Genomic DNA, 22,924 nt, shown 5'->3' with positions numbered 1-22,924 from the left:
CTAACACACCAGAATTAACGGAGGTACGGGATGGATTACTATGACCCGAAGGACCTGAAACGGTTTTCCGAGATGGGGAAATTCGGCCAGGAGCTGATGAAGAAGTTCTTCGATTATTACAACGCGGCTACCGGCGAGGACGGCGCGCTGACCAGAAGGGAGAAGGCCCTCATCGCACTTGCGGTCGCACACGTCAAACAATGCCCCTACTGCATCGACGCTTACACGACGCAGTGCCTGGAGACAGGGGCCGATCCGGAGCAGATGACGGAGGCTATACACGTGGCCGCATCCATGGAAGCGGGTATCACGCTGATACACGGTATCCAGATGCATAATGCGCTCGAAAAACAAGGCGCATTGTGATCCTCCGTACGAAATAAGAACAGAACGCAGGATTCAGGTCCAGCGGAATAATATTGGAGCATTCTATGCCCGAGGCTCACGCCCTCAAGCAGAAAACGGACGGAATAGTCGAGAGCGACGAGATCAAATACGATTTTTATAAAACGCTCAGGGACAACGGTCAGGAGCTCCGTCCTCTCGGTATAGACACACTCCAGGTAAACGTTACCAAGCTCTGCAACCAGTCCTGCGTACACTGCCACGTCGACGCCTCGCCGAGTAGGACCGAGCAGATGGACCTCGCTACCGCAGACCGGTGCCTGGAAATTCTCGGGGACCATTATCAGATAAAGAATCTCGACATTACAGGCGGAGCCCCTGAGCTCAATCCGCATTTCGACCGCCTCGTCAGGGAAGCTGTGAAGCTCGGGAAGCACGTCATGGTCAGGCACAACCTGACCGTGACGATAGACGGCAATCCCGTAACCGGAGAGAGCAAGTCATATCTCCCCCGGTTTTACGCGGAGCACGGGGTAGAAGTCATTTCGTCGCTGCCCTATTACCAGGAATATTTCACCGACAAGCAGAGGGGCAAGGGCGTATTCGAAAAAAGCGTGCAGGCCATATTGCTGCTCAATGCCGCAGGATACGGCATGGATGACACGGGGCTCATACTGAATTTCGTTTACAACCCCGTTGGAGCGTTCCTGCCCGCGCCTCAGAAAAGCCTTGAAGCGGATTTCAAAAGAGAGCTCGAAAGAAAATACGGCATAGTCTTTAACAACCTCTACACGATAACGAACATGCCTATCAACCGTTTCAAGCAGCAGCTTAAAAAACTGGGAGCCTACGACGAATACATGACCAGGCTCGTAAACGCGTACAACCCGGCCGCCGCCGAGGGCGTCATGTGCAGGTCGCTCGTAAGCGTGGGATACGACGGCAGGATATACGACTGCGATTTCAACCAGATGCTCGAATTGGAGATAGCAGGAAAAGGCAAGCCCATGACCGTCTTTAATTTCGATTACGAGCGTCTTATGAAGAGGAGGATAATCTTCGCTCCCCACTGTTTCGGGTGTACGGCGGGGGGAGGCAGCAGCTGCGGCGGAGCCACCGCATAAAGCTACTCCGTTAATTCAGGCCCTTCATTTACTACGATGCCAGAGAGAGACCGAAAGAATATCCTTATCGTATTCGTCAAGTATCCCGAGCCCGGATTGGTCAAAACGAGGATCGCCCGGGACCTGGGCGCGCAAAGGGCGGCTGAGATGTATGCAAGAATGGCGAAAAGTGTAATAGAGAATGTATCGGCGTCTGACTCGTATGGAACCGTAATTTACTTCGATCCGCCGCACAGAGAAAAGGACGTGAGAGGCTGGCTCGGAACCGAGAATGCGTCCTACGAACCCCAGTCAGGAGGCGAGCTCGGCGAGAGGATGTCTGATGCGTTTGAACGGGTATTCTCCAAGGGGGCGGAAAAAGCCGTGCTGATAGGGACGGACGTTCCGGACATCAGCGGAGACACGGTTACCGCCGCCTTCAGCCTCCTTGAAGAAACGGACGTTGTAACCGGGCCGGCGGCGGACGGCGGGTATTATCTGCTCGGACTCAAAAGCATCGAGCCTTCCCTTTTCAGCGATATCGAATGGGGGACCAGCCTCGTGCTCAACCAAACCCTCAACCGCATTAATGAGAAGAATCTCAGTCATAAGACCCTCGATACATTGAAAGATGTAGACACTATAAATGATGTCCGCCCCGAGCTTCTTACGCCGCTCAGCACGGAATGAGGGATACCGATGCTCAAACTCATGGTTGTTCTAATACCGGTCCATTAATCGCCCGAACCCGGATCCGATCCGCCCGGCGCTTCGTATTCTCTCTATTACCGGCACATAAAAACAATATGAATGGTATATTATTTAGCATTCTTAAAAAGGCGCCCCGTATCACGAGGAGATCGTATGAAGAGAATATTCCTTTACATTTCGCCCGCCGTAATTTTGATTCCGCTCCTGATTATTTCATGTGACCAGGGGAATAGTGAGCAGGGGAGCGGCTCAGGCGGGAACCCCGCAGAGAACTTCTCTCTCGAAACAGTGGACGGCAGGAGTAAAATCAGTCTCCGGGACTTTATGGGGAAGCCGGTAGTGCTCAATTTCTGGGCTACCTGGTGCGGGCCCTGTAAAGAAGAGCTGCCGCTCTTCGAAAGGATGTGGAACAAGTTCAAGGATGAGGACGTCGTATTCATTGGCGTTGACGTCATGGACGACAGAAAGAACGCCGCCGAATTTATCAAGAACACGGGCATTACGTACACAAACCTCTACGACCAGCCGGGCGAAGTCTCGTCCAAGTACAAGGTCGTAGCCCTGCCTGCGACATTTTTCATCAATAAAGAAGGCGAGATAGCGGTTAAAAATTACGGGCCGTTCATAGGAAAAGAGGGGGAAAAGAAATTTAAATTATATATGGAGGACATAACCGAGTGAATCCGGCGGAGGTCCAGGTAAGCTGGCTTATCGCTTTTTTGGCGGGAATAATCTCGTTCCTCTCGCCGTGCGTGCTCCCGCTCATACCGGGTTACGTATCCATGGTCTCCAAAATGTCGTTCGAGGAGCTGACCGGGGATGCGACCGAAGGAAAGGCGGTGAGGATACTCGTGCCGAGCCTCTTCTTCGTGCTCGGCTTCTCGGCAGTGTTCGTCACGCTGGGCGCGTCAGCTTCATTTATAGGCACTTTCCTGCACGAGAACAAGGTGCTCCTCCTCAGGATCTCGGGTGTGATAATAATACTGTTCGGGCTTTTTTCCATGGACATACTCAAGATACCGCAGCTCTACAGGGAAAGGAGGATATACTTCACGGGCGGCAACCTGGGGCTCATAGGCATATTCTTCCTCGGCATCGCGTTCGGGTTCGGATGGACCCCGTGCGTCGGGCCGATACTCGCCTCCATACTCCTTTATGCAAGCACGGCGGAAGGGGCGGGAAAAGGCGCGGTACTGCTCTTCGTATATTCCATAGGACTAGGCCTGCCGTTCATCATCACCGGGCTTGCCCTCTCAAAAGCCCTCACCGCGTTCGGATGGATTAAGCGTAATTACGGTCTCTATAAAATCATCGTCGGCGGGACATTAATTGTCGTGGGCATACTGATGGCAACGAACAACCTCTACTACCTCAATATCTACGGCCAGAGGGCGCTCGACTGGGCGGGCATAGATTTCTGGAAATCGTTCTAAAGAGTTGAGAAAGAGGATAGAACCCCTGTATGATTTACCTGTGAATCCGATAGGCGCGGAACGGAAGAATACTCATGCCGTCAGGACAATCAGCGACGGCGAAGTCCACGTATGGGAGATAGCCCTCGACCACCCGGCGATAAACAACGTATACCTGTTCAATGAAGTACTGTCCGAAGACGAAAGAGTCAGGGCTTCGAGGCTGGGCCTCTCCGTATACAGGGATAAATTCGTCACCGCCCGCGGTTACCTGCGAATAATTCTCGGCTGTTATCTGAACACACGGCCCGCGGATATAGAATTTGAATATAATGAGCACGGGAAGCCGGCGATAGCCGCCGAATCCGATCGGAAGAAAATCAGTTTTAATCTATCCCATTCCCGGAACCTCGCCCTTTGCGCTGTTGCGGCAAAGTGTGATGTCGGTATAGACGTCGAATATATAAGGCCTGTTCTTAAGCCTGAAAAGATCCTCGAACGGTTTTTTACTCCGGGCGAAATGGAATATTTTCAGTCTCGTCCCGAGATCATGAGAATCCGGGCTTTCATGAGCTTATGGACGATAAAGGAGGCTTACTCGAAAGCAGTGGGCAGAGGTTTCTCATCCGCCCTGAAAGAGCTGGATCTTTCTCCAGTTCTCAGTAGTACGTCTCCGTCCGCTGCATCCATAAGCCTTGAAGAATCGGATGAGAGCTGGACGATACTGCAAATCGATACGTGGAATGATTACATAGCTGCGCTGGCTTTTAAAGGCGATAAGCCGCGAATAAGCCGATTCATCGCGGACCGGTCGCTGTGACGGCCGGCAAAATCGTTCCTTAACATCGATAATTATCCCGGTTATACTAAAAATCTTCCGATGGGCCGGGATTATTCCCGGAAAATAACCGGAAAATTACCACGTTGACTACATTTGATATAAATTTATAATACTTTCCATTCATTAGGGCGCCGGAGGTCCCTATAGAGTGCCGATATTTGAATACAGGTGTCTCGACTGCCAGGAATTATTCGAAACTTTGGTTCTTAACAGCGAAGAAGCGGTCGCTTGCGCTACGTGTGAGAGCAGGAATATAGAAAAGCAATTCTCTCCTTTCGGAATAAAATCTGAGGGTGAACTCTCCCCGCCTGGCCGGACAGGCGGCGGATGCGGCTGCAGCCCGACGGGCTGCGGATGCGGAGTGAAAGGCTGACGCGAATACTCGTCATGAATATCCTTACACACACAAAAAAGGAAAAATAAACGGAGGATTATTGTTACATGTCTAATTCGGCTGATGATAAAGAGAAAGAGATGAAGCAAGCCGCACTGGATTACCACAGTGTCGGCCGAAAGGGAAAGCTTGAAGTCGTGCCGACCAAGCCCTGCCTGACTCAATGGGACCTTTCTCTGGCATACTCTCCGGGCGTCGCCGAGCCCTGTATGGAAATATACAGAGACCCTCATCTCGCCTACGAATACACTAACAAGGGGAACCTCGTCGGCGTCATAACGAACGGCACAGCAGTGCTGGGACTCGGAAAGATAGGCGCGCTCGCCGGCAAGCCGGTAATGGAAGGGAAGAGCGTTCTCTTCAAGAGGTTCGCCGGTATAGACGCGTTCGATATCGAATTAAACACCGACGACCCCGAGGAAATCATCAAGACGGTGAAGTATCTCGAGCCCACCTTCGGAGGCATCAACCTCGAAGACATCAAGGCCCCCGAGTGCTTTCACATAGAAGACGAATTGAGGAAGCAGATGGACATCCCGGTGTTTCACGACGACCAGCACGGGACGGCGATAATATCGGGCGCCGGGCTGCTCAACGCATGCGAACTTGTAAAGAAGGAGATAAGCGAGCTCAGAATGACGTTCAACGGCGCCGGGGCTTCAGCGATAGCCTGCGCCGAGTTCTTCATACACCTGGGCGCTAAAAGAGATCACATGATCATGTGCGACAGCCGCGGGGTCATATACAAGGGGAGAGAGGCGAACATGAACCCCCAGAAAGAAAGATTCGCCGTGGATACGAGCGCAAGGACCCTCGAAGACGCCATGAAAGGGGCCGACGTTTTTGTGGGCCTCTCGACCGGAGGCGCGGTCAGCAAAGAGATGGTCAAATCCATGGCGGACAAGCCGATCATATTCGCGATGGCCAACCCGGACCCCGAGATCTCCTACCCGGACGCCAAGGCAGCGAGAAAGGACGTAATTATGGCCACGGGAAGGTCCGATTATCCGAACCAGGTCAACAACGTTCTCGGGTTCCCCTTCATATTCAGAGGGGCGCTCGACGTGAGAGCCAAGGCGATCAACGAAGAGATGAAGGTAGCCGCGGCATATTCTCTCGCGAAGCTCGCCAAAAGGGGAGCCGATGAGAGTGTCGCCAAGGCTTACGGCAAGAAGCATTTCGATTTCGGCCCCGAGTACATAGTCCCCTCCCCTTTTGACCCCAGGGTGCTCGTTTGGGAATCCGTCGCCGTCGCCGAAGCCGCGATGCACACGGGCGCATCGAGAATAAAAATCGATATTGAAGAATACAGGGAGCAGCTGAGCCGGAAAGTCGAAGAAAAGCTCAAGAGATGGAGCGTCTGAGCGGATATTATCGGCAGGGTATTCCGTTTCGGAGAATACCGATCAGTTCATAGCCTTAACGGCTCTCCCGCAGACGTATAAACCGATACCGAGAAGTAAAAAAGCAAGTTGTCATCAAGCAGCAGAGATATTAGCAAAAATATAAAGTTCCGGACTGCTCTTCTCTCCATAAGTGTATCCATCGCATTAATCATCGTTAAAGTCGTGTTCGGTATCCTGACCAACTCGATAAGCGTGCTCGCTTCAGCCGTGGATTCTTTTCTCGATGTAACGGCATCATCCGTAAATCTCTATTCGATAAGGAAATCGGAAAAACCGGCCGACCACGACCACAAGTTCGGACACGGGAAAGCAGAAGGGCTCGCAGGACTGTTCCAGACATTCATCATCGGCTCCTCGGCCGTTTATCTCATATACCTTTCCGTCCTGAGACTTATGGGAGACGAAGCACTGGTATCAGTCGGATGGGGGATGGCGGTAATAGTCCTGTCTATGATAGTCAGCCTCTTCCTCGCGAGGCACATTAAGAGAGTCGCTGAGGAGACGGGAAGCTTGATTCTTAACGCCGACAGCCTCCACTACAAGTTCGACTTATACACCAACGGCGGCATACTGGCGGGGCTGTTCGTCATAAAGCTCACAGGGTTAAACATAATCGACCCTATCATCTCCATGCTCGTGGCGGCGTTTATCGTCTGGTCGACCAAGGATATCCTGATCGAGTCTATCGACATATTGATGGACAAAGAGCTGCCGCAAGAGACAGTCCGGGATATCGAAGAGGTTATCATGGAATTCAATCCGAACGTAAAGAGTTACCACAAGCTCAAGACAAGGAACGCGGGGTCGGTAAAATTCATCGAATTCCACGTCGTTATGGACCACAGGCTGACTTTCATCGAATCGCACGAAATAGCAGAAGATATAGTGAGAGCGATCAAAGAAAAAATCGGAAGCTCCGAAGTAACCGTTCACGTCGACCCCGATATGCGGTAAAACCCGCGCTATCCCCCCGTAATCCGTCAATTTTCACCTCCGATAAAATAATTGTAGAAGTCAACGGCTGCATCAGGAATAATTGGATTTAGATGAGCATCGATAAGGTCATGCAACTTTTATTGCGCTGTTGAGGTTTATATAAATATATAGACGAAGTTATTTATAGGAGACAGCAATGAAAAAACTCATATTGCCGATTTTAATAATTATTGCCTTAGTTATAGCCATGCCTTCCGCAAGCTTTGCGCGGAAAGGACACGGGCAATATAAGCATCATGGCGGGCATTACTACAAGAACCATTCTAGTTTCTCAGCCAACTTCTTTTACGGGCCTGCATATTATCCAAGGCCTTACGTATATTACGCCCCTCCGCCGCCTGTGATCTATGCACCGCCGCCTGTTTATTATGCGCCGTCCTATTATCCCCCAGTCACGGGTTCTTTTAACTTCGGCATCCTAATAGACTAACCGGGAGAAAACACGCGGCGTCTTATAGGTAATTTGGGGGCATCGAGGGGATAAGCATAACTAATCCCCTGTTTTCCTATAAGCATACTTTCAAACTATAGCCGGAGATCGTCTCCGCCATATGAGAGACCGCCCTATCCTTTCTGCGCCTTTTTCAGGAAGGATTTCTCAGGTAACCTCATTACCTTATTAAATCCAGGCCCGAAATTAATTAGAAAGGAACATTCGCAATTCCCCCTATGATCAAAGCTGTAATTTTCGACATGGACGGCGTAATGATAGACAGCGAGCCGCTCTGGGAAAAAACGGAGAGGATACTACTCGCAAGAAGGAACATCGATTACAGCCCGGAGTACAGGGACCTCATAGTGGGTCTCAACCAGAGGGACTCGGGAAAACTCCTGAGAGATACGTTCTCGCTCGGAGAAACGGTCGATGAGATAATATCGGAGAGGGTCGAAATACTGACCGCTATATATGAAGAGGAACTCAATCTCATGCCCGCACTGACGCCACTTTTAGAATCACTCAGGCCGAGGGGATATCTCATGGCTGTGGCGTCGAGCTCTCCACTCAGCGTAATAAACTTCGTACTTGATATGTTCTCGCTCTATCCTTATTTCGACGCCGTCGTATCCGGGGAATGCACGGAGAACGGGAAGCCTCACCCGGACATATATCTACATACGGCCGAGAGGCTCGGCGTGAGACCGCAAGAGTGCGTGGCGATCGAGGACTCGATCAACGGCGTGATGTCGGCGACGGCTGCGGGAATGTACTGTATAGCGATCCCCGACAAGAGGCTCAGCCGAGAAGCGTTCGAAAAAGCCCACCTGATACTGGAGTCCATGGACGAGCTAAATCCCAGGCTGATCGAATCCATCCAGCACTAATTAACGCGAAGAAGATACATCCATACACGCTTGCATAACCGAGGCAAGAGATCATGTCAGTCTTTTGGCTTATGCGAAGGAGGCGCCATGAATTCGGGGCCTACCGGATCCTTGATACACTCCGCGAGTATTTTGTCGATCGCACGGAAGTCGTCGTGATCGAGTGACCATCCCATCATTTCCGGAACGGGGTCCAGCTGGCCGGGGCGTCTCGCCCCCCAGAGCGCGACGTGATTGGGAGCTTTGTCGAGAATCCAGCGTACAGCGAGGTGAATAACCCTTTTCCCGTATTTCCTCCGTGCGTATTCATCCAGCATCCCGACCGCCTTCATATACTGCCCGAACCTCGGCTCCTTGAATTTAGGGTCCGCCTTCCGTATATCGTCCCCTTCGAACCTCGTATCCTCTTTCATCCTCCCGCTAAGTAATCCGCGGCAGATAGCCCCGTAAAAGAGCATCGTAATCCCCTTCGAGTCACAGTAAGGCAGAATATCGTCTTCGATGCCCCTCTCGAACAGGTTATACGGGGGCTGCGAGACATGTAAAGGAGCCTTAAGCCTGAATGCGTCCATATGTTCGACAGAATAGTTACTGACGCCTATCGCCCTAATTATCCCGGCCCTGTAGAGCTCGTCCATGGCGGACGCGGCTTCCTCGATCGGCGTGTCGAAGTCGGGCCAGTGTATCTGGTATATGTCTATATAATTTGTTCTCAGCCTCCCGAGCGAATCTTCGACTTCCTTCATGATGCGGCCCCTGGTTGAATTCCGGTAAACCTTGCCGGATGTCCAGTCGAGACCCGCTTTGGTAGCGATTATGACTTTATCCCTCTGTCCGTACTCGGATAGCGCCTTACCTACTATCTCTTCCGACCTGCCGAAGCCGTAGATCGCAGCCGTGTCCATGAGGTTTATGCCTCTTTCGAGCGCAGAGAGAATCGTGTCTACGGATTCGCGCTCTTCGCTCCCTCCCCAGAGCCAGCCCCCTATAGCCCAGCAGCCTAGACCAATTCGGGAGGACAGAATATCGGTTCCGCTGATCTTCACGTATTCCATATAACGGTACCTCCTTTAAATCACTGACTTTTCATATCGAGTTCGCTCATGCACCCGTGACCTCCGACGATAATCCGGAACTATCTTACCCGTTCCATAATGCTTGTCCCAATCGTCTATAAATCCTGATTGATATCAATCCCCAGGATTAAAACTTATTTGACTTCGACACATTAAGCTATATTATATGAACTGGATATTATGAAGAGATTCACGAGCATTTTCTTGGTATTCAACATCATTCTCTGCTACAGCGGGTTCCAGCCCGACGTTGTCGCTTCGACTGAAACCGCGCCGGCTAAAACTGTGATGAGTTGTCACGGGAACGTTGGCGTTGCTAAGGAGAGCAGCGAAAAACCCGCCATGCACAGGATACACGGACCGTCAGGAAAGATCTCTTCATGCTGTTTGGAGGGACTTACTAACGCCCCTCTCGACCCCCCTTCAAAAATTGATCCGGTCCTGGTTCACACAGTCTCATTGACAAACATGTATTATCAAAGGGGCTACGTCAATCGAGCACAGGGTTTCTCTCAAAGAGAACACGACCCGCCCGATCTGCAGATCGTCAATTCCACATTCTTACTATAATTTCATCTTTTCTATTTGATCCCCGTACTGCCTCGTGATATGTAACTGGCGGCGAGGGATTCTTGCGTTTTCAACATTCATACATTTTAAGCATTCCCCTCTCTACAGGAGGTAAATATATGAAAGCAACATTAGGAACGATATTTCTCATCTTATTATTTACGCAGGGTTTATTTGCGCAGGAAATCGAGACTCTCGATTCCTTGATAAACGAGGCGCGTCAAAATAATCCGGAGATAAAGGCGGCAAACGCCAAGTGGCGGGCGTCTACCAAGCGCCCGTCCCAGGAAGGGACTCTGCCCGATCCGATGATAGGTGTGGGCTGGCAGAACGTGAGCTTCGACAGCATAACCCTCGACGAAGACCCTGACAGCATGCTGAGATTCTCGTTCGAGCAGGAGATACCATTTCCCGGAAAACTCTCCCTGAAAAAGAAGATCGCGGAGAGAGAGTCCGAAGCCGGGGAGAAATCCTACCTGGCAACGGAGAGGAGGGTGATCGCGGATCTCAAGGTCGCCTATTACGACTGGTACCTGGCCGGAAAAGCCATAGAGATCACCGGAAGGAATCAGGAACTTCTCCGGAAGTTCACCAAAATCGCCGAAGTCAAGTACGAGGTGGGAAAGGGCATACAGCAGGACGTGCTCCGGGCGCAGGTCGAGAACTCAAAGTTTATCGAGCAGCTCGAGGTGCTCAGGCAGAGAGAAGAGATAATCGAGGCGAGAATAAAAAGCATACTCAACCGGCCCCAGGACTCGCCGCTCGGAAGACCCGGGAAAATCGATAAAACCCCTCTTATCCTGACATCCGAGGAGGTAAGCGGGCTCGCCGGGGAAAACGCGCCACTCCTTGCGATGAGGGAAAGAGAGATCGCGCGGGGAGAAGAGGCGCTCAGTCTTGCCCGGAAGGATCTCTATCCCGATTTCGTTGTCGAAGCCTCTCCGGGGATCATGGGCAAGGAAGGGAACGGGATCGAGGGCGTATGGGAAGTATCTCTCGGACTGAAGGTGCCGCTCTACTTCTGGAGCAAGCAGAAGCCGGGGATCGAGGAAGCGGCGCTCGAGCTGAAAGGGGCACAGGAGGAGTACAGCTCGACGAACCAGGAGATCAACTTCAGCGTGAAGGAGAGCTACCTCAACGCCAGGACGGCGGAGAAACTCATGAACCTCTATCAAAAGGGGATAATACCCCAGTCAAAGCTCTCGCTCGAATCGGCGGTCTCAGGCTATCAGGTAGGAACGGTCGACTTCCTGACGCTGATAGACAACCTCGTGACCGTTTTCAGCTTCGAGCTCGAATACGAGAGGCAGCTGACGGATTACGAGAAAGCGATTGCGAGGATAGAAGAGCTTTCGGGAGCCGATATTGGAGGCCAATACGAAATGAAGGGAGAACGGAGATGAAGAAGAGAACAGGCTTGAATATTATTGCGGCTTTGGTAGTCCTGACGGCGGTATCGCTCATTATATACAAGTACGGATACAGCATACCGGTGCTGAAAGAGATTCCGTTTTTCTCGGAGAGGCACGAGCATGAGTGGCGCCCTGTCCTTACAGCCGAAGGCGAGATCGATTACTGGACGTGCGCCATGCACCCGTCCGTAAAGATGAAAGAGCCGGGCAACTGCCCTATCTGCGGTATGGAGCTCGTGCCGGTAACTAAAAAACCGGGAACCGGGACCGAGCCCGCTGGAGAGAGCGCCGAGAAAGAAACCGTGGCGGAATCCGAAAGCTCGACCGAAACGGGGGCCGTGGACCATAGCAGGCACGGCATGGGAGTGCCTGCCCCCGAAACTGGAGAAGGCGAGCCGAGCTCCCGATTCACCGTCAGCACGGAGAGGCAGCAGCTGATAGGCGTTAAAACGGAGCCTGTCGCCATGCGCTCAATGGACAAAACGATAAGGACCGTGGGCAGAGTGACGCTCGACGAGACGAAGGTCGAACAAATCCATACGAAATTCAGCGGCTGGATAGACAAGCTCTACGTAGATTACACCCTCGAGCACGTAAAGAAAGGAGACCCGCTGTTCTCCATATACAGCCCGGAGCTCGTCTCGACGCAGCAGGAGTACCTCCTCGCGCTGCGCTCGAAAGAGATCCTCTCGGGCAGTGAGTTCTCCGATATATCCGGCGGAGCGAATTCGCTCCTCGACGCGACGAAGAAACGGCTCGAGCTGTGGGATATTTCCGAAGGACAGATTCGTGAGCTCGGGGAAACCGGGAAGGTAAAGGAGAGCCTCGTCATTTACTCCCCGGTCTCGGGCGTAATTACCGAGAAGAACGTATTCGAGAACATGTACGTCGAACCCGGCACCAGCCTGTATACGATCGCCGATCATTCCAACGTGTGGGTCGAAGTCGATATATACGAGAACGAGATACCGCTCGTCAAGCCCGGCGATCACGCGGTAATGACTTTAAAGTCGTTTCCGGGCGAGGAATTCCACGGGGAAGTAGCGTTCATGCCGCCCCACCTGGACATGAAGACGAGGACGGCGAAGGCGCGTCTCGAATTCTCCAACCCCGACATGAGGCTCCTCCCCGAAATGTATGCGGACGTGAGCATAGACATCCCGCTCGGGGAGAAACTGGCGATACCCGAATCCGCAGTGCTCCGCACCGGGAAGCAGGACGTAGTGTTCGTAGACAGGGGCGGGGGCAGCATGGAGATAAAGAGGGTGGAGCTCGGTCAGAAATCGGACGGTTATTACGAAGTGCTCAAGGGACTCAGCGAAGGAGAGAGAGTCGTCACGAGGGCGAATTTCCTTATCGACTCCGAAAGCAAGATACAGGCCGCGGTCGCATCGTGGGAAGAAGGCGAGGGAGAAGAAGAAAGTATGGGATCACACGAAGGACATTGATACTGCGAGAGCCAGGCGCTGCATGCATGACATCGAGTCTCATTGGCAGAAATGACTGCCTATCGCTAAGAGCTTAAAAGGAAAGGATCGATGATAGATAAAATCATAGAATACTCTGCAAGGAACAAGTTTTTAACGATCACGCTCGTTGCTTTTCTCGCCGCCTGGGGATACTGGGCGATGAAGAACACTCCGCTTGACGCGCTGCCCGATCTGTCCGACGTCCAGGTCATAGTATTCACCGACTGGGAAGGGAGAAGCCCGGACTTGATAGAAGACCAGATCACTTACCCCATCGTCACGAGCATGATAGCCGCTCCAAAGGTGAAATACGTGAGGGGACAGTCGATGTTCGGCACGTCGCTCGTCTACGTGATTTTCGAAGACGGGACGGATTTGTATTGGGCGAGAAGCCGAGTGCTAGAATATTTAAACGAGGTGAGAGGGAAACTCCCCGAAGGAGTCAACCCGACGCTGGGACCCGACGCAACGGGAGTGGGATGGGTCTATGAATACGCGCTGGTGGATGAATCCGGCAAGCATGACCTGGCCGATCTCCGCTCGTTTCAGGACTGGTATTTGAGGTACTGGCTCGAATCGGTTCCCGGAGTCGCCGAGGTCGCGAGCGTGGGCGGCTTCGTGAAACAGTACCAGGTAGAAATCGACCCCAACAAACTCGTAGCCTACGCAATACCCATAAACGAAGTGATAGAAGCGATCAGGACGAGCAACAACGACGTCGGCGGCAGGGTCGTCGAATTCGCGTCGACCGAGTACTACGTGAGGGGAAGAGGCTACATCAAATCTGTGGACGACATCGAGAAAATCATGGTGGGGACGAACGGAAACGGGACGCCCGTTTACGTTAGGGATATAGCAAACGTGCAGCTCGGTCCCGATATCAGGAGAGGCGTTGCCGAGCTCGACGGGAAAGGAGAGACGGTCGGCGGAATCGTCGTCATGCGCCACGGCGAAAACGCTCTCAACGTGATAGAAAGCGTGAAAGAGAAAATCGAAGACATAACGCCGTCGCTGCCCGACGGAGTGAAGATCGTAACCACCTATGACCGTTCCGACCTCATACTCCGCGCAATAGAGACTCTTAAAGGGACTCTCATCGAAGAAATGATCATCGTGAGCCTGGTGATAATCGTATTCCTCCTCCATTTCAGAAGCGCGATAATTCCCATATTGTCGATCCCTATCGGGGTTTTGTTGGCTTTCATCCCCATGTACTACATGCATCTCAACTCGAATATCATGTCACTCGGAGGGATCGCTATTGCAATAGGAGCAATGGTGGACGCCTCGATCATCATCATAGAGAACGTTCATAAAAATCTTGAGAGGTGGCAGTCGGAGGGAGAGGAAGGATCGAGGTTCGACGCTATTCTCGAAGCGATGAAACAAGTCGGAAGACCTGTTTTCTTTTCCTTACTCGTGATCACGGTGTCATTCCTCCCTATATTCACTCTCGAATATCAGGAGGGGAGACTGTTTAAACCTCTTGCATTCACAAAAACGTTCTCGATGTTTTTTTCATCCCTTCTCGCAATAACGATAACCCCAGCCTTAGTAGCCCTTCTCGTGACGGGGAGAGTAAAACCGGAGGAAAAGAACCCCATAAGCAGGTTCCTCATAAGACTGTATGAACCGGTCGTAAAATTCGTGCTCCGTTTCAAAAAGACCGTTTTATTCGCATCGGTCGTAATACTGGTACTGACGGTTTTCCCTTTTCTCAAGCTGGGCTCAGAATTCATGCCCCCGCTGAACGAAGGGACTATCCTTTACATGCCGACGGCCGTGCCCGGTATGTCCATAACGGAAGCCGCCAAAATACTCCAGATTCAGGACAAGATGCTGATGAAATTCCCCGAGGTGGAGAGGGTATTCGGCAAGATAGGACGGTCCGAGTCGCCCACGGACTCAGCACCACTCAGCATGGTGGAGACAGTAGTTACGCTCAAGCCCGAGAGTGAGTGGCGGGCAGGAATGACATGGGAAAAGCTAGTATCGGAAATGAATCAGACAGTAAAATTCCCGGGCATGGCCAATATATTCTGGATGCCCATTCAGACGAGGACAGAGATGTTGACATCGGGCTTCAGGAGCAACCTCGGCATCAAAGTATTCGGTCCCGACCTTAAAACCATAGAGGATATAGCCGTCGAGATAGAGAAGGTGCTCTCTAAAGCGCCCGGGACGAGGAGCGCGTTCGCCGAAAGGATCACGGGAGGGTATTTCCTCAATTTCGACATAGACCGGGAAAAGGCCGCAAGATACGGTCTCACTATAGGAGAAGTCGAGGACGTTATAGAAACAGCTATCGGCGGAAAAAACATATCTCAAACAGTCGAAGGACAGGAGAGATACCCCGTGAACGTCAGGTATCCGAGAGAATTGAGAACCGACATGGACAAGCTCGAAAGGGTGCTCGTCGCAACACCGTCGGGAGCGCAGGTCCCGATCACGCTCCTCGCCGATATCAGCTTCAGCTCAGGCCCTCCAGAGATAAGGAACGAGGACGGGCAGAAAGTAGGCTACGTGTTCGTAGATGTCGAGGGGAAAGACTATGAGGGCTATGTGAAAGAGGCGAAGAAAATAATTCAGGAGGAGGTCAAACTACCGCCGGGCTATACGCTCGTCTGGAGTGGGCAGTACGAGTATTTGCAGCGGTTCAAAAACAGATTACTGACCGTAGTGCCGATTACGATTTTTATTATTTTCGTGTTGCTGTACCTCAATACCGGCTCGGTGGCCAAGACGCTGATTATTTTCCTGGCCGTGCCGTTCTCCGCCGTCGGCGCGATCTGGCTTCTCTATTTCCTGGGCTATAACACAAGCATTGCCGTATGGGTCGGACTGATTGCGCTAATGGGTGTGGATGCAGAGACAGGCGTGTTCATGCTGCTTTATCTAGACCTCGCATATGAGGATATGCGGGCTAAAGGTTCAATGAAAACGAAGCCGCAATTGGATGAGGCGATTGTGCACGGAGCAGTCAAACGACTGCGGCCGAAAGTCATGACGGTAGCAGTGTTGTTCATGGCACTGGTTCCCATCATGTGGTCAACCGGCACCGGCGCGGACGTAATGAAGCGTATCGCCGCTCCGATGATCGGCGGCATCTTCACATCGTTCATCCTCGAGCTGGTGGTCTATCCGGCTATTTACGGTATCTGGCGCTGGTATGTTCTTGAGAGGAAGGAGGAAAGGTTGAGCGTGCAGCCTCAGGAGGGGATCTAACAAAATGTTGTCTTACGAAGAAATTAAAATACCTAAATGTTAAAAAGTTTGAAGCATAAGCACCCAAAACAAACTCAGGGAGGGTTCTTCAATGAAGACCAGAGCATTTGCAGTGAAAGCATTAACGATTTTCAGCTTTTGTCTGATTACGGTGTCGGCTCTTTTGCACGAGCGCGCCTATGCAGGTGATGCGAACCAGAGCCTAGCGGAAAAGCAGTCTCAGCCGGGCGCTTCCCCTATAGAGTCAAAATACGTCTGCATGATAAACAACCAGTCGTTCGCGAAGGAGCAGATCCCCGTCGAGATAGAAGGCAAGACTTACTACGGCTGCTGCCAGATGTGCGAAGGGAAGCTGAAAAGTGACGCGAACGCCCGCACCGCGATTGATCCCGTAAGCAACAACGAGGTCGATAAAGCCACGGCCGTAATCGGGACGATGCCCGACGGAACAGTTTATTACTTCGAAAGCGAAGAGAACCTGAAAAGCTTCAACAGTAATTTGAATTCACAGGATTGACACATGGCGCGGTCGTTGCAGGAAATCGATTTTATTAAATTTGTTGGGAAAATTCCGCCAGTCTAGCGTGTAAGGAGAAAAGCGCGCTCAGTTGATAACCTAGTTACTTCAAAGCGAGAAAACACGTCATAAAAAAAGGAGGTGATACTAATGAAGAAGTCGATGTTAATCTTAGCAGCTTTCACAATGGCCGTGTTGGTTTTTTCTCTCAGCAGAGGAATTCCAGCGAGCACTGAAGAGGAAGTGGACATCACCGTGCTGATCGAAACGGCGGATACGCCCGAAGACCATATCAAGATCGCGGAGTATTACGAAGAGCAGGCGGTCTTGATGGAAAAGAAGGCTACCCTGCACGATTCAATGGCTGAGGCGTACGAGGGAGGAAAGATGGCCGGTATGTCGACCCACTGTGTGAAGCTGGCCGCCGATTCGAAGGCATCCGCCGAACAGTATAGAGAGATGGCGGCGGAGCACAAGAAGATGGCGCAAGAGGCAGAGAGCCAGAGTTCTCCGAAGCCTCAGTGATGGAAACATTCCCCGGGTGAGGGCCAATTCCAGTCTCCCCCGCCCGGGGAAGGGGTAAAATGGTTATCTTAAAATGTAAAACAGGGAAATGTTGGGAGAAAGCGAGTCGCGTTAAAAAAGTTTATAATAACCGTAGAGACGGTCCCGTGTGATACGCCGATATAGAATTATACGCTCTCAAGTCTTTGACTGCGTGTCGGTTTCGATTTAAACGATCCAATATACAAGGGAGGAGGGCAAAAAATGATCAGGGCATTTTTCGTTCTCATATGCTTTTTTATTCTGGGCGCCGTAATTTTTATCTATTCCGGGACCTATAACATAGCGGCGACGGTACCGCACTCGGAAATCGTAACGTGGGTCTTCAACACGGCGAAAATCAGCTCGATAAGGAAACACGCGGAGGGAATCAAGGAGCCCGCTCTCGAGAGCGAGGCGCTCGTGGGGGAGGGGTTCGAGCACTATGAAAACATGTGCGTCGGCTGCCACGGCGCGCCCGGCATCGATCAGGCGGAAGGGTTTAACCCGGCTCCACCCGACCTTGCGGACGCGGCCCGCGCGCTGAGGCCCGCCGAGATCTTCTGGGTTATCAAGAACGGCATAAAAATGACGGGAATGCCGGAATCAGGCTCCACATACTCGGATGACGAGATATGGGGCATAACGGCATTTGTCGTGAGGCTCCCCGAGATGACGCACGAGGAGTATAAACAGATGAAGAGCGAGGCGGGAAAGAACCCGGACGGTCAGCATAACAATCATTAAAGAAAAATAGAAGAGGAGCGGGAGATCGTTTATAATTCGTTTGTGCCCGCTATAAAGACATACAGGAGGTTTTGATTATGAGTACGGGAATCTCGAGGATCATTTCCATATTGATTGTCTCTCTGGTTTTAACAGCCGCCATGACGCTCTTCGTTCAGGCGCCGAGGGCGCAGAACCAGGGAAGCGGCTCGACACAGGCTGATACACAGCCCGAGCTCAAGCAGGTCGAGTCGAAATACGTGTGCATGGTCACGAACCAGCTCTACGACAAGGAGCAGATACCGGTCCAGGTCGAAGGCAAAATGTACTACGGCTGCTGCCAGATGTGCGAGGCGAAGCTGAAGGAAGACCCTTCGAGCCGTATGGCCGTAGACCCCGTGAGCGGGAAAGATGTGGATAAATCGACTGCCGTTATTGGGGCGGCGCCCGACGGCAAGGTCTATTATTTCGAGAATGTTGAGGATTTGAGGGCGTTCGGCACCACGTCTAACAAATAAGGTTCAGGTCAGGCTGTTGTAAATAGAGATACGCTCTCAGTTGAGCGCTCAGGCGACTACTATCCTGTTCCGCCCCTGGGCTTTCGCCTTATAGAGCGCCTTGTCGGCCGATTCCAGGAGGAGCTCGGCGGAAGTTCCGTGCTCCGAAAAGACCACGACGCCCATTGACACCTCTACCGAGCTGATGAAGCTCCCGCGGTGGCGTACACGGACGCGCTTGATCTCGTCGTGGAGCTGCTCGGCCCTCCGGTACGTATTCTCGAGGGACGACCCCGGGAGTATCAGGACGAATTCTTCTCCCCCGTAACGGCAGGCGATGTCCTCGCGCCTGATACGGTCCTTAAAAAAGTCGCCTATGCTGCGGAGCAGCATGTCCCCCGCCGCATGCCCGTAAGCGTCGTTGAACTGCTTGAAGTGGTCGATATCGACCATTATGAGACCGAGGGGCTCCTTGTTGCGCGCGACCCTGCTGATTTCCCTCTTGAGCGTCTCCTCCATATAACGCCTGTTGAAAAGGCCCGTGAGAGAATCGTAGATCGCGTAGTTCTGGAGCGCCTCATGGTGCTTTATGTTCCCGAGGGCGAGCGCGGTGAGCTTCGCCATAGTCGAAACGATATGGCTCGTGTAAATATTGTCACGCTCGCTGACAGGCCCTTCAACATTCCCGAACCCGTTGTGGATGTAGAAAAGCCCGAGGGTCTTGCCCCTCGCAAGCATCGGCGCGCAGTAATAGTTTATACCCGAAGTCTCGGTCAGGTGCTGACAGTAGAGCTCGGTGGGCTGGTTATTCACATAATGGAGCCTGCCGAGCCTGAGCGCCCAGCATTTGTCGGGGAGGAATTCGCGCTCGCTGTTTATCCCCTCCCCCCAGGCGGAAACGCATTCGAGGATATTCAGGACATCGTTGAATATGAACAGCGCCCCCGGCTCGCCGGGAAAGAGCTTGTTGCTGAAATTCGTGACGATAGTGTAAACCTCTTCCTCGTCGTGAGAAGCCTGGAGCAATTCGTCCATTTCGCAAAGGAGGATGAGCTTCCTGTTCTGCCTTTCGAGCCTGCCGATGAGGTCCTGTATATCTTTTCTGATAGTGGTGCTGTTCTCCTCTTCGCCGTCGATTTCAATATCGCCTAAAATTTTCTCGCCGATGACCGGAGCGCCATCGCTGAGGGCACGGATGTTATTCTCCTCGTCTTCACCCGGAACATCCTTTTCCGAAAGCGGCTTCTCGTCACTGATCCGCAGGGAAGGCACCGGCTCGCCGAGGCCGGAAGCGCTCCGTCCCCGCTCGAGCCTGAGCATGACGTTCCCGGCAACAGTCTGGAGCATCGAAACCTGCTCATAGCTCAGGTCTTTGGGTAAAAAACCCGCCAGCGTGAGCGAGCCTATCCTGTGGCCGTTTCCGTCCACAAGCGGAAGACCCGCAATAAACTTTATATCGGGATTGGCCGCGAGGAAAGGGTTCTGCCTTGTCCTCTCGTCCTCGAGCGGCCTCGATATCGCAAGCGCATCATCCGGGTGATTTATGACGTAAGCGCCGAACGACTTGTCGCGGGGGACTTCACTAATCGGGCATTCTATGCCTATGACAGACTTGAACCACTCCCTGTTCTCGTCGACGAACGTAATAAGGGCGATCGGGGTCCTGGAGATGTAAGCCGCGAGCCGCGCGAGCTCGTCGAAGGCGGGATCGGGCCCGGTATCGAGAATATTATAATCCAGGAGCGCCCTGAACCGCTCCACTTCCTCATCATGGAGCCTCATGCTCGTGTTCCTTACTTTATCTATATCTCTGTTCATGTGCGCCGACGGAACCCAGTAACCCCGAGCCAATATTATATCACATCTGCCGGGAAAAGTCCTTTAACTGATTAGAAATAAAATTATTAACTGCGAGAGCCTCTTGGGGATGAAAGATTCCCCCGATTGGCTATAATATCACCTAGCACGATCAAGGAAAGACACATGAGCATATTAAACACAGGGACGAAGCTTGGGGTTCTCGCGGTCATTTTCCTCGTACTCGCCCTCCTCGGATACGCCCTCTTCGGGGAGAGGGAAAACGTGAAGACATCCCCGCTCGTCGGGAAGGAAGCGCCCGAATTCACGCTAAAGCTCTTCGACGGGAAAAGGGTAAGCCTGTCCGAGCTTAAAGGGAAAACTGTGCTTCTCAATTTCTGGGCGTCCTGGTGCATGCCGTGCAGGCAGGAAGCCCCTGCGCTAGAGCAGTCGTGGCTCAAATATAAAGATAAAAATGTCGTGTTCATCGGCGTTAACGTATGGGACGAGAGCTCAAGCGCCGCTTCATACATCGAGCGGTTCGGAGGGGGGTATCCCCAGGGAATAGACCCAGAAGAGGAGATTCAGGTCGACTACGGCATAGGGGGCGTGCCAGAGACCTACTTTATCGGCCCCTCGGGTATAATTACGGATAAGTACGACGGCCCGCTGACGGAGGAAATAATCGATTACTACGTCAACAGGGCTGCCGCACCTGACAGAGAGACATCGTCCATGAACTAGACGCCATGCCTGCCATGCGGAATAGATATTCAGCCGTCTTCATTCTGACCCTTCTGTTTATTGCCTTCCAGCAGGGATACTCCCCGGCCGAAAGCCTGGACGACCGCGTGAACGAGGTAGCCCATCAGCTCATGTGCCCCGTCTGCCAGGGGCAGAGCGTCGCCGAATCGAACTCCAACCTCGCGCAGGACATGAGGCAGATAATCAGGAAGCAGCTCGAAGAAGGGAAATCGAAAGAAGAGGTCATCGCTTACTTCGTGAACAGGTACGGGGAAACGATACTCGCGTCCCCGCCGCCAAAGGGCGTGAACTGGCTCCTCTGGGTGCTCCCCGGCCTCGCGATCGTATTCGGGGGGCTCGGCATAGGGATATACCTCAAATCACAGGGGGGCAAGAGCGCGGCCGGTTCCGGCAAGAGGACGGAGAAGACGGCTCCCGACAGCGACTACATGCTCAGGATAGACGAGGAGTTGAAAAAGCGCGAGTCGTGAGGGACGACAGGCCGCCGCTGATGTCTGGGATTGCCGCGCCTTCGGCCTGAATAATTGTAGGAGCGGCTTCCAGCTGCGATTATTCAAATCTTAAAGACGAGATTCCCGATTAAAACGCTCGGGAATGATAAATACGAAATCCTCCCTTTCCCTCCTTTAGATCCTGAAACAAGTTCAGGACAGGCGGAGGGAATTAGAAGATAAATGCAAAAGATAGATTTCTCGCGCTGCTCGAAATGACAAGGTTGGTTGTTCACGTTCATGTCGCGGCAGGATGCCGCTCCTACGGAGGCGATGCGAGGCAGAAAAACCCATTCATACTTTGACAAGCTCAGTACGAACGGGTTTTTTAAAGACAGATTTACATGGGTCACAAATCATGGCATGAGATACACTCTAGCCGAAAAAGGCGCGGGAGGCTGAGAGCACTTTTTCGAAATCACCGGGGAGGTCGAACCAGTTTATCTCCTTGTCTCTCCTTAGCCAGGTCATCTGGCGCTTGGCGAAGCGTTTGGTGTCGCGCTTGATAAGCCCGACCGCTTCCTCAAGCCTGAGCTCTCCGTCGAGGTAGCGGTTAATCTCTTTATAGCCGATGGACTGCATAGGTTTTAACTCAGGGCCGTAACCCATGAGCCTGAGACTTTTCACTTCGTCGACGAGCCCTTCGGCTATCATCTCATCGACCCTGAGATCTGCCCTGTGTCTCAGTTCCTCGCGCTCGACGGAGATCCCTACCTTTAAGTAATCGTACTCCCTATCCCCGAAATCGTGGAGGGACTGGAGGTGGGACATTTTCTCCCCCGTGAGGTAGAAGACCTCGAGCGCTCTCTCCGCCCTCACGTAATCGTTGGGATGTATCCTGGCCGCAGCCTCCGGGTCGAGCGCTTTGAGCCTCTCGTACACGTACGCGGTCCCGAAGGAGTCCCTGAGCTTCTTTATCCCGTTCCTTATGGAGCTGTCAGAGGGGATGTCCTCTATGAGCCCCGATAGAAGCACTTTGATATACAGATAAGTGCCGCCTACGATTATTATCCTCTTACCCGAGGCGTGGAGCTCTTCTATTACCTTCCGGGCTTCCGCCCTGAATCTTCCGGCGTTGAATTCCTCATCAGGGTTGATTACGTCGACGAGATGGTGCCGGACCCTCCTGCGCTCTTCCGGCGTGGGCTTGGCCGTGCCGATGTCGAGGCGTCTATAGAGCTGAAGCGAATCGGCGCTCACTATCTCGGCGCGGAATCTCTCCGCTAATTCAACGCCCAGCCTGCTTTTACCCGAAGCGGTGGGCCCGAGAACGACGAGAAGCCTGGGTTTTTCGGATTTCACTTT

General features: G+C 52.5%; 24 protein-coding genes. 21 read left to right on the top strand and 3 right to left on the bottom strand.

Annotated features, from left to right (window positions below; genetic code table 11):
• Positions 1–30 precede the first annotated feature (30 nt).
• From AB1598_13170 to AB1598_13120, 11 genes are all read left to right on the top strand, one after another.
• Positions 31–366, top strand: coding sequence for an arsenosugar biosynthesis-associated peroxidase-like protein (locus tag AB1598_13170; GenBank protein MEW6145960.1), 336 nt, complete (start codon positions 31–33; stop codon positions 364–366).
• Positions 367–431: 65 nt separating this feature from the next.
• Entirely contained in the window at positions 432–1,469 is a 1,038-nt protein-coding gene (gene arsS / locus AB1598_13165) for an arsenosugar biosynthesis radical SAM (seleno)protein ArsS (protein ID MEW6145959.1), read from the top strand.
• Between the two features lie 36 nt (positions 1,470–1,505).
• On the top strand, positions 1,506–2,138 hold the full coding sequence (locus AB1598_13160; GenBank protein MEW6145958.1) for a TIGR04282 family arsenosugar biosynthesis glycosyltransferase: 633 nt from the start codon (positions 1,506–1,508) through the stop codon (positions 2,136–2,138).
• A 174-nt stretch (positions 2,139–2,312) separates the two neighbouring features.
• Complete coding sequence (locus tag AB1598_13155) at positions 2,313–2,840, top strand: TlpA disulfide reductase family protein (GenBank protein ID MEW6145957.1); 528 nt, start codon at positions 2,313–2,315, stop codon at positions 2,838–2,840.
• Positions 2,837–3,592, top strand: coding sequence for a cytochrome c biogenesis protein CcdA (locus tag AB1598_13150; GenBank protein ID MEW6145956.1), 756 nt, complete (start codon positions 2,837–2,839; stop codon positions 3,590–3,592). The genes AB1598_13155 and AB1598_13150 overlap by 4 nt, the downstream gene beginning before the upstream one ends.
• Before the next feature lie 40 nt (positions 3,593–3,632).
• Positions 3,633–4,391, top strand: a complete 759-nt coding sequence (locus tag AB1598_13145) for a 4'-phosphopantetheinyl transferase superfamily protein (GenBank protein MEW6145955.1) — start codon at positions 3,633–3,635, stop codon at positions 4,389–4,391.
• Positions 4,392–4,560: 169 nt separating this feature from the next.
• Positions 4,561–4,785, top strand: a complete 225-nt coding sequence (locus AB1598_13140) for an FmdB family zinc ribbon protein (protein MEW6145954.1) — start codon at positions 4,561–4,563, stop codon at positions 4,783–4,785.
• A 68-nt stretch (positions 4,786–4,853) separates the two neighbouring features.
• Positions 4,854–6,170: a malic enzyme-like NAD(P)-binding protein gene (locus AB1598_13135; protein MEW6145953.1), complete on the top strand. Its 1,317-nt coding sequence runs from the start codon at positions 4,854–4,856 to the stop codon at positions 6,168–6,170.
• A 108-nt stretch (positions 6,171–6,278) separates the two neighbouring features.
• On the top strand, positions 6,279–7,166 hold the full coding sequence (locus AB1598_13130; protein MEW6145952.1) for a cation diffusion facilitator family transporter: 888 nt from the start codon (positions 6,279–6,281) through the stop codon (positions 7,164–7,166).
• Positions 7,167–7,344: 178 nt separating this feature from the next.
• The gene (locus AB1598_13125; GenBank protein ID MEW6145951.1) at positions 7,345–7,638 is read left to right on the top strand and encodes a hypothetical protein; all 294 of its coding nucleotides are present in this window, start codon (positions 7,345–7,347) and stop codon (positions 7,636–7,638) included.
• A gap of 239 nt (positions 7,639–7,877) precedes the next feature.
• Positions 7,878–8,531 (top strand): HAD family phosphatase, encoded by a 654-nt coding sequence (locus AB1598_13120; GenBank protein MEW6145950.1) that lies wholly within the window; start codon positions 7,878–7,880, stop codon positions 8,529–8,531.
• 56 nt (positions 8,532–8,587) lie between these two features.
• Here the strand turns inward: AB1598_13120 and AB1598_13115 are convergent, their stop codons facing one another.
• The gene (locus AB1598_13115) at positions 8,588–9,586 is read right to left on the bottom strand and encodes an aldo/keto reductase (GenBank protein MEW6145949.1); all 999 of its coding nucleotides are present in this window, start codon (positions 9,584–9,586) and stop codon (positions 8,588–8,590) included.
• 201 nt (positions 9,587–9,787) lie between these two features.
• Between AB1598_13115 and AB1598_13110 the strand changes: the two genes are divergently transcribed.
• The 8 genes from AB1598_13110 to AB1598_13075 all read left to right on the top strand — a co-directional run bounded on the left by AB1598_13110 (position 9,788) and on the right by AB1598_13075 (position 18,587).
• Positions 9,788–10,177 (top strand): hypothetical protein, encoded by a 390-nt coding sequence (locus tag AB1598_13110; protein MEW6145948.1) that lies wholly within the window; start codon positions 9,788–9,790, stop codon positions 10,175–10,177.
• 119 nt (positions 10,178–10,296) lie between these two features.
• Positions 10,297–11,580 carry a TolC family protein gene (locus AB1598_13105; protein MEW6145947.1) on the top strand — a complete coding sequence of 428 codons (1,284 nt, stop codon included), beginning with the start codon at positions 10,297–10,299 and terminating at the stop codon, positions 11,578–11,580.
• Positions 11,577–13,037, top strand: a complete 1,461-nt coding sequence (locus tag AB1598_13100; protein MEW6145946.1) for an efflux RND transporter periplasmic adaptor subunit — start codon at positions 11,577–11,579, stop codon at positions 13,035–13,037. Before AB1598_13105 ends, AB1598_13100 begins: the two co-directional genes overlap by 4 nt.
• 90 nt (positions 13,038–13,127) lie before the next feature.
• Positions 13,128–16,283, top strand: coding sequence for an efflux RND transporter permease subunit (locus AB1598_13095; GenBank protein MEW6145945.1), 3,156 nt, complete (start codon positions 13,128–13,130; stop codon positions 16,281–16,283).
• Positions 16,284–16,374: 91 nt separating this feature from the next.
• Entirely contained in the window at positions 16,375–16,800 is a 426-nt protein-coding gene (locus tag AB1598_13090) for a hypothetical protein (protein MEW6145944.1), read from the top strand.
• 150 nt (positions 16,801–16,950) lie between these two features.
• Positions 16,951–17,325 (top strand): hypothetical protein, encoded by a 375-nt coding sequence (locus AB1598_13085; protein ID MEW6145943.1) that lies wholly within the window; start codon positions 16,951–16,953, stop codon positions 17,323–17,325.
• Positions 17,326–17,568: 243 nt separating this feature from the next.
• Positions 17,569–18,090, top strand: coding sequence for a cytochrome c (locus AB1598_13080; GenBank protein MEW6145942.1), 522 nt, complete (start codon positions 17,569–17,571; stop codon positions 18,088–18,090).
• Positions 18,091–18,167: 77 nt separating this feature from the next.
• A complete protein-coding gene (locus AB1598_13075) occupies positions 18,168–18,587 on the top strand; it encodes a TRASH domain-containing protein (GenBank protein MEW6145941.1) in 420 nt (139 codons plus the stop codon).
• Positions 18,588–18,635: 48 nt separating this feature from the next.
• Here AB1598_13075 and AB1598_13070 read toward each other — a convergent pair whose 3' ends face one another.
• Entirely contained in the window at positions 18,636–20,384 is a 1,749-nt protein-coding gene (locus AB1598_13070) for a diguanylate cyclase (GenBank protein MEW6145940.1), read from the bottom strand.
• Between the two features lie 165 nt (positions 20,385–20,549).
• On the opposite strand from AB1598_13070, the gene AB1598_13065 reads away from it, so the two are divergent.
• Together AB1598_13065 and AB1598_13060 are read left to right on the top strand one after the other, a co-directional pair.
• On the top strand, positions 20,550–21,107 hold the full coding sequence (locus AB1598_13065) for a TlpA disulfide reductase family protein (protein MEW6145939.1): 558 nt from the start codon (positions 20,550–20,552) through the stop codon (positions 21,105–21,107).
• 14 nt (positions 21,108–21,121) lie between these two features.
• Positions 21,122–21,598: a cytochrome c-type biogenesis protein gene (locus AB1598_13060; GenBank protein MEW6145938.1), complete on the top strand. Its 477-nt coding sequence runs from the start codon at positions 21,122–21,124 to the stop codon at positions 21,596–21,598.
• A gap of 396 nt (positions 21,599–21,994) precedes the next feature.
• On the opposite strand, the gene miaA is transcribed toward AB1598_13060, so the two are convergent.
• Positions 21,995–22,921, bottom strand: coding sequence for a tRNA (adenosine(37)-N6)-dimethylallyltransferase MiaA (gene miaA, locus AB1598_13055; protein ID MEW6145937.1), 927 nt, complete (start codon positions 22,919–22,921; stop codon positions 21,995–21,997).
• Positions 22,922–22,924: the final 3 nt, after the last annotated feature.

The organism is Thermodesulfobacteriota bacterium (assembly GCA_040754335.1).
Lineage (GTDB): Bacteria > Desulfobacterota_D > UBA1144 > Nemesobacterales > UBA2774 > 2-12-FULL-53-21.
This window is presented reverse-complemented; position numbering and strand designations above follow the sequence as displayed.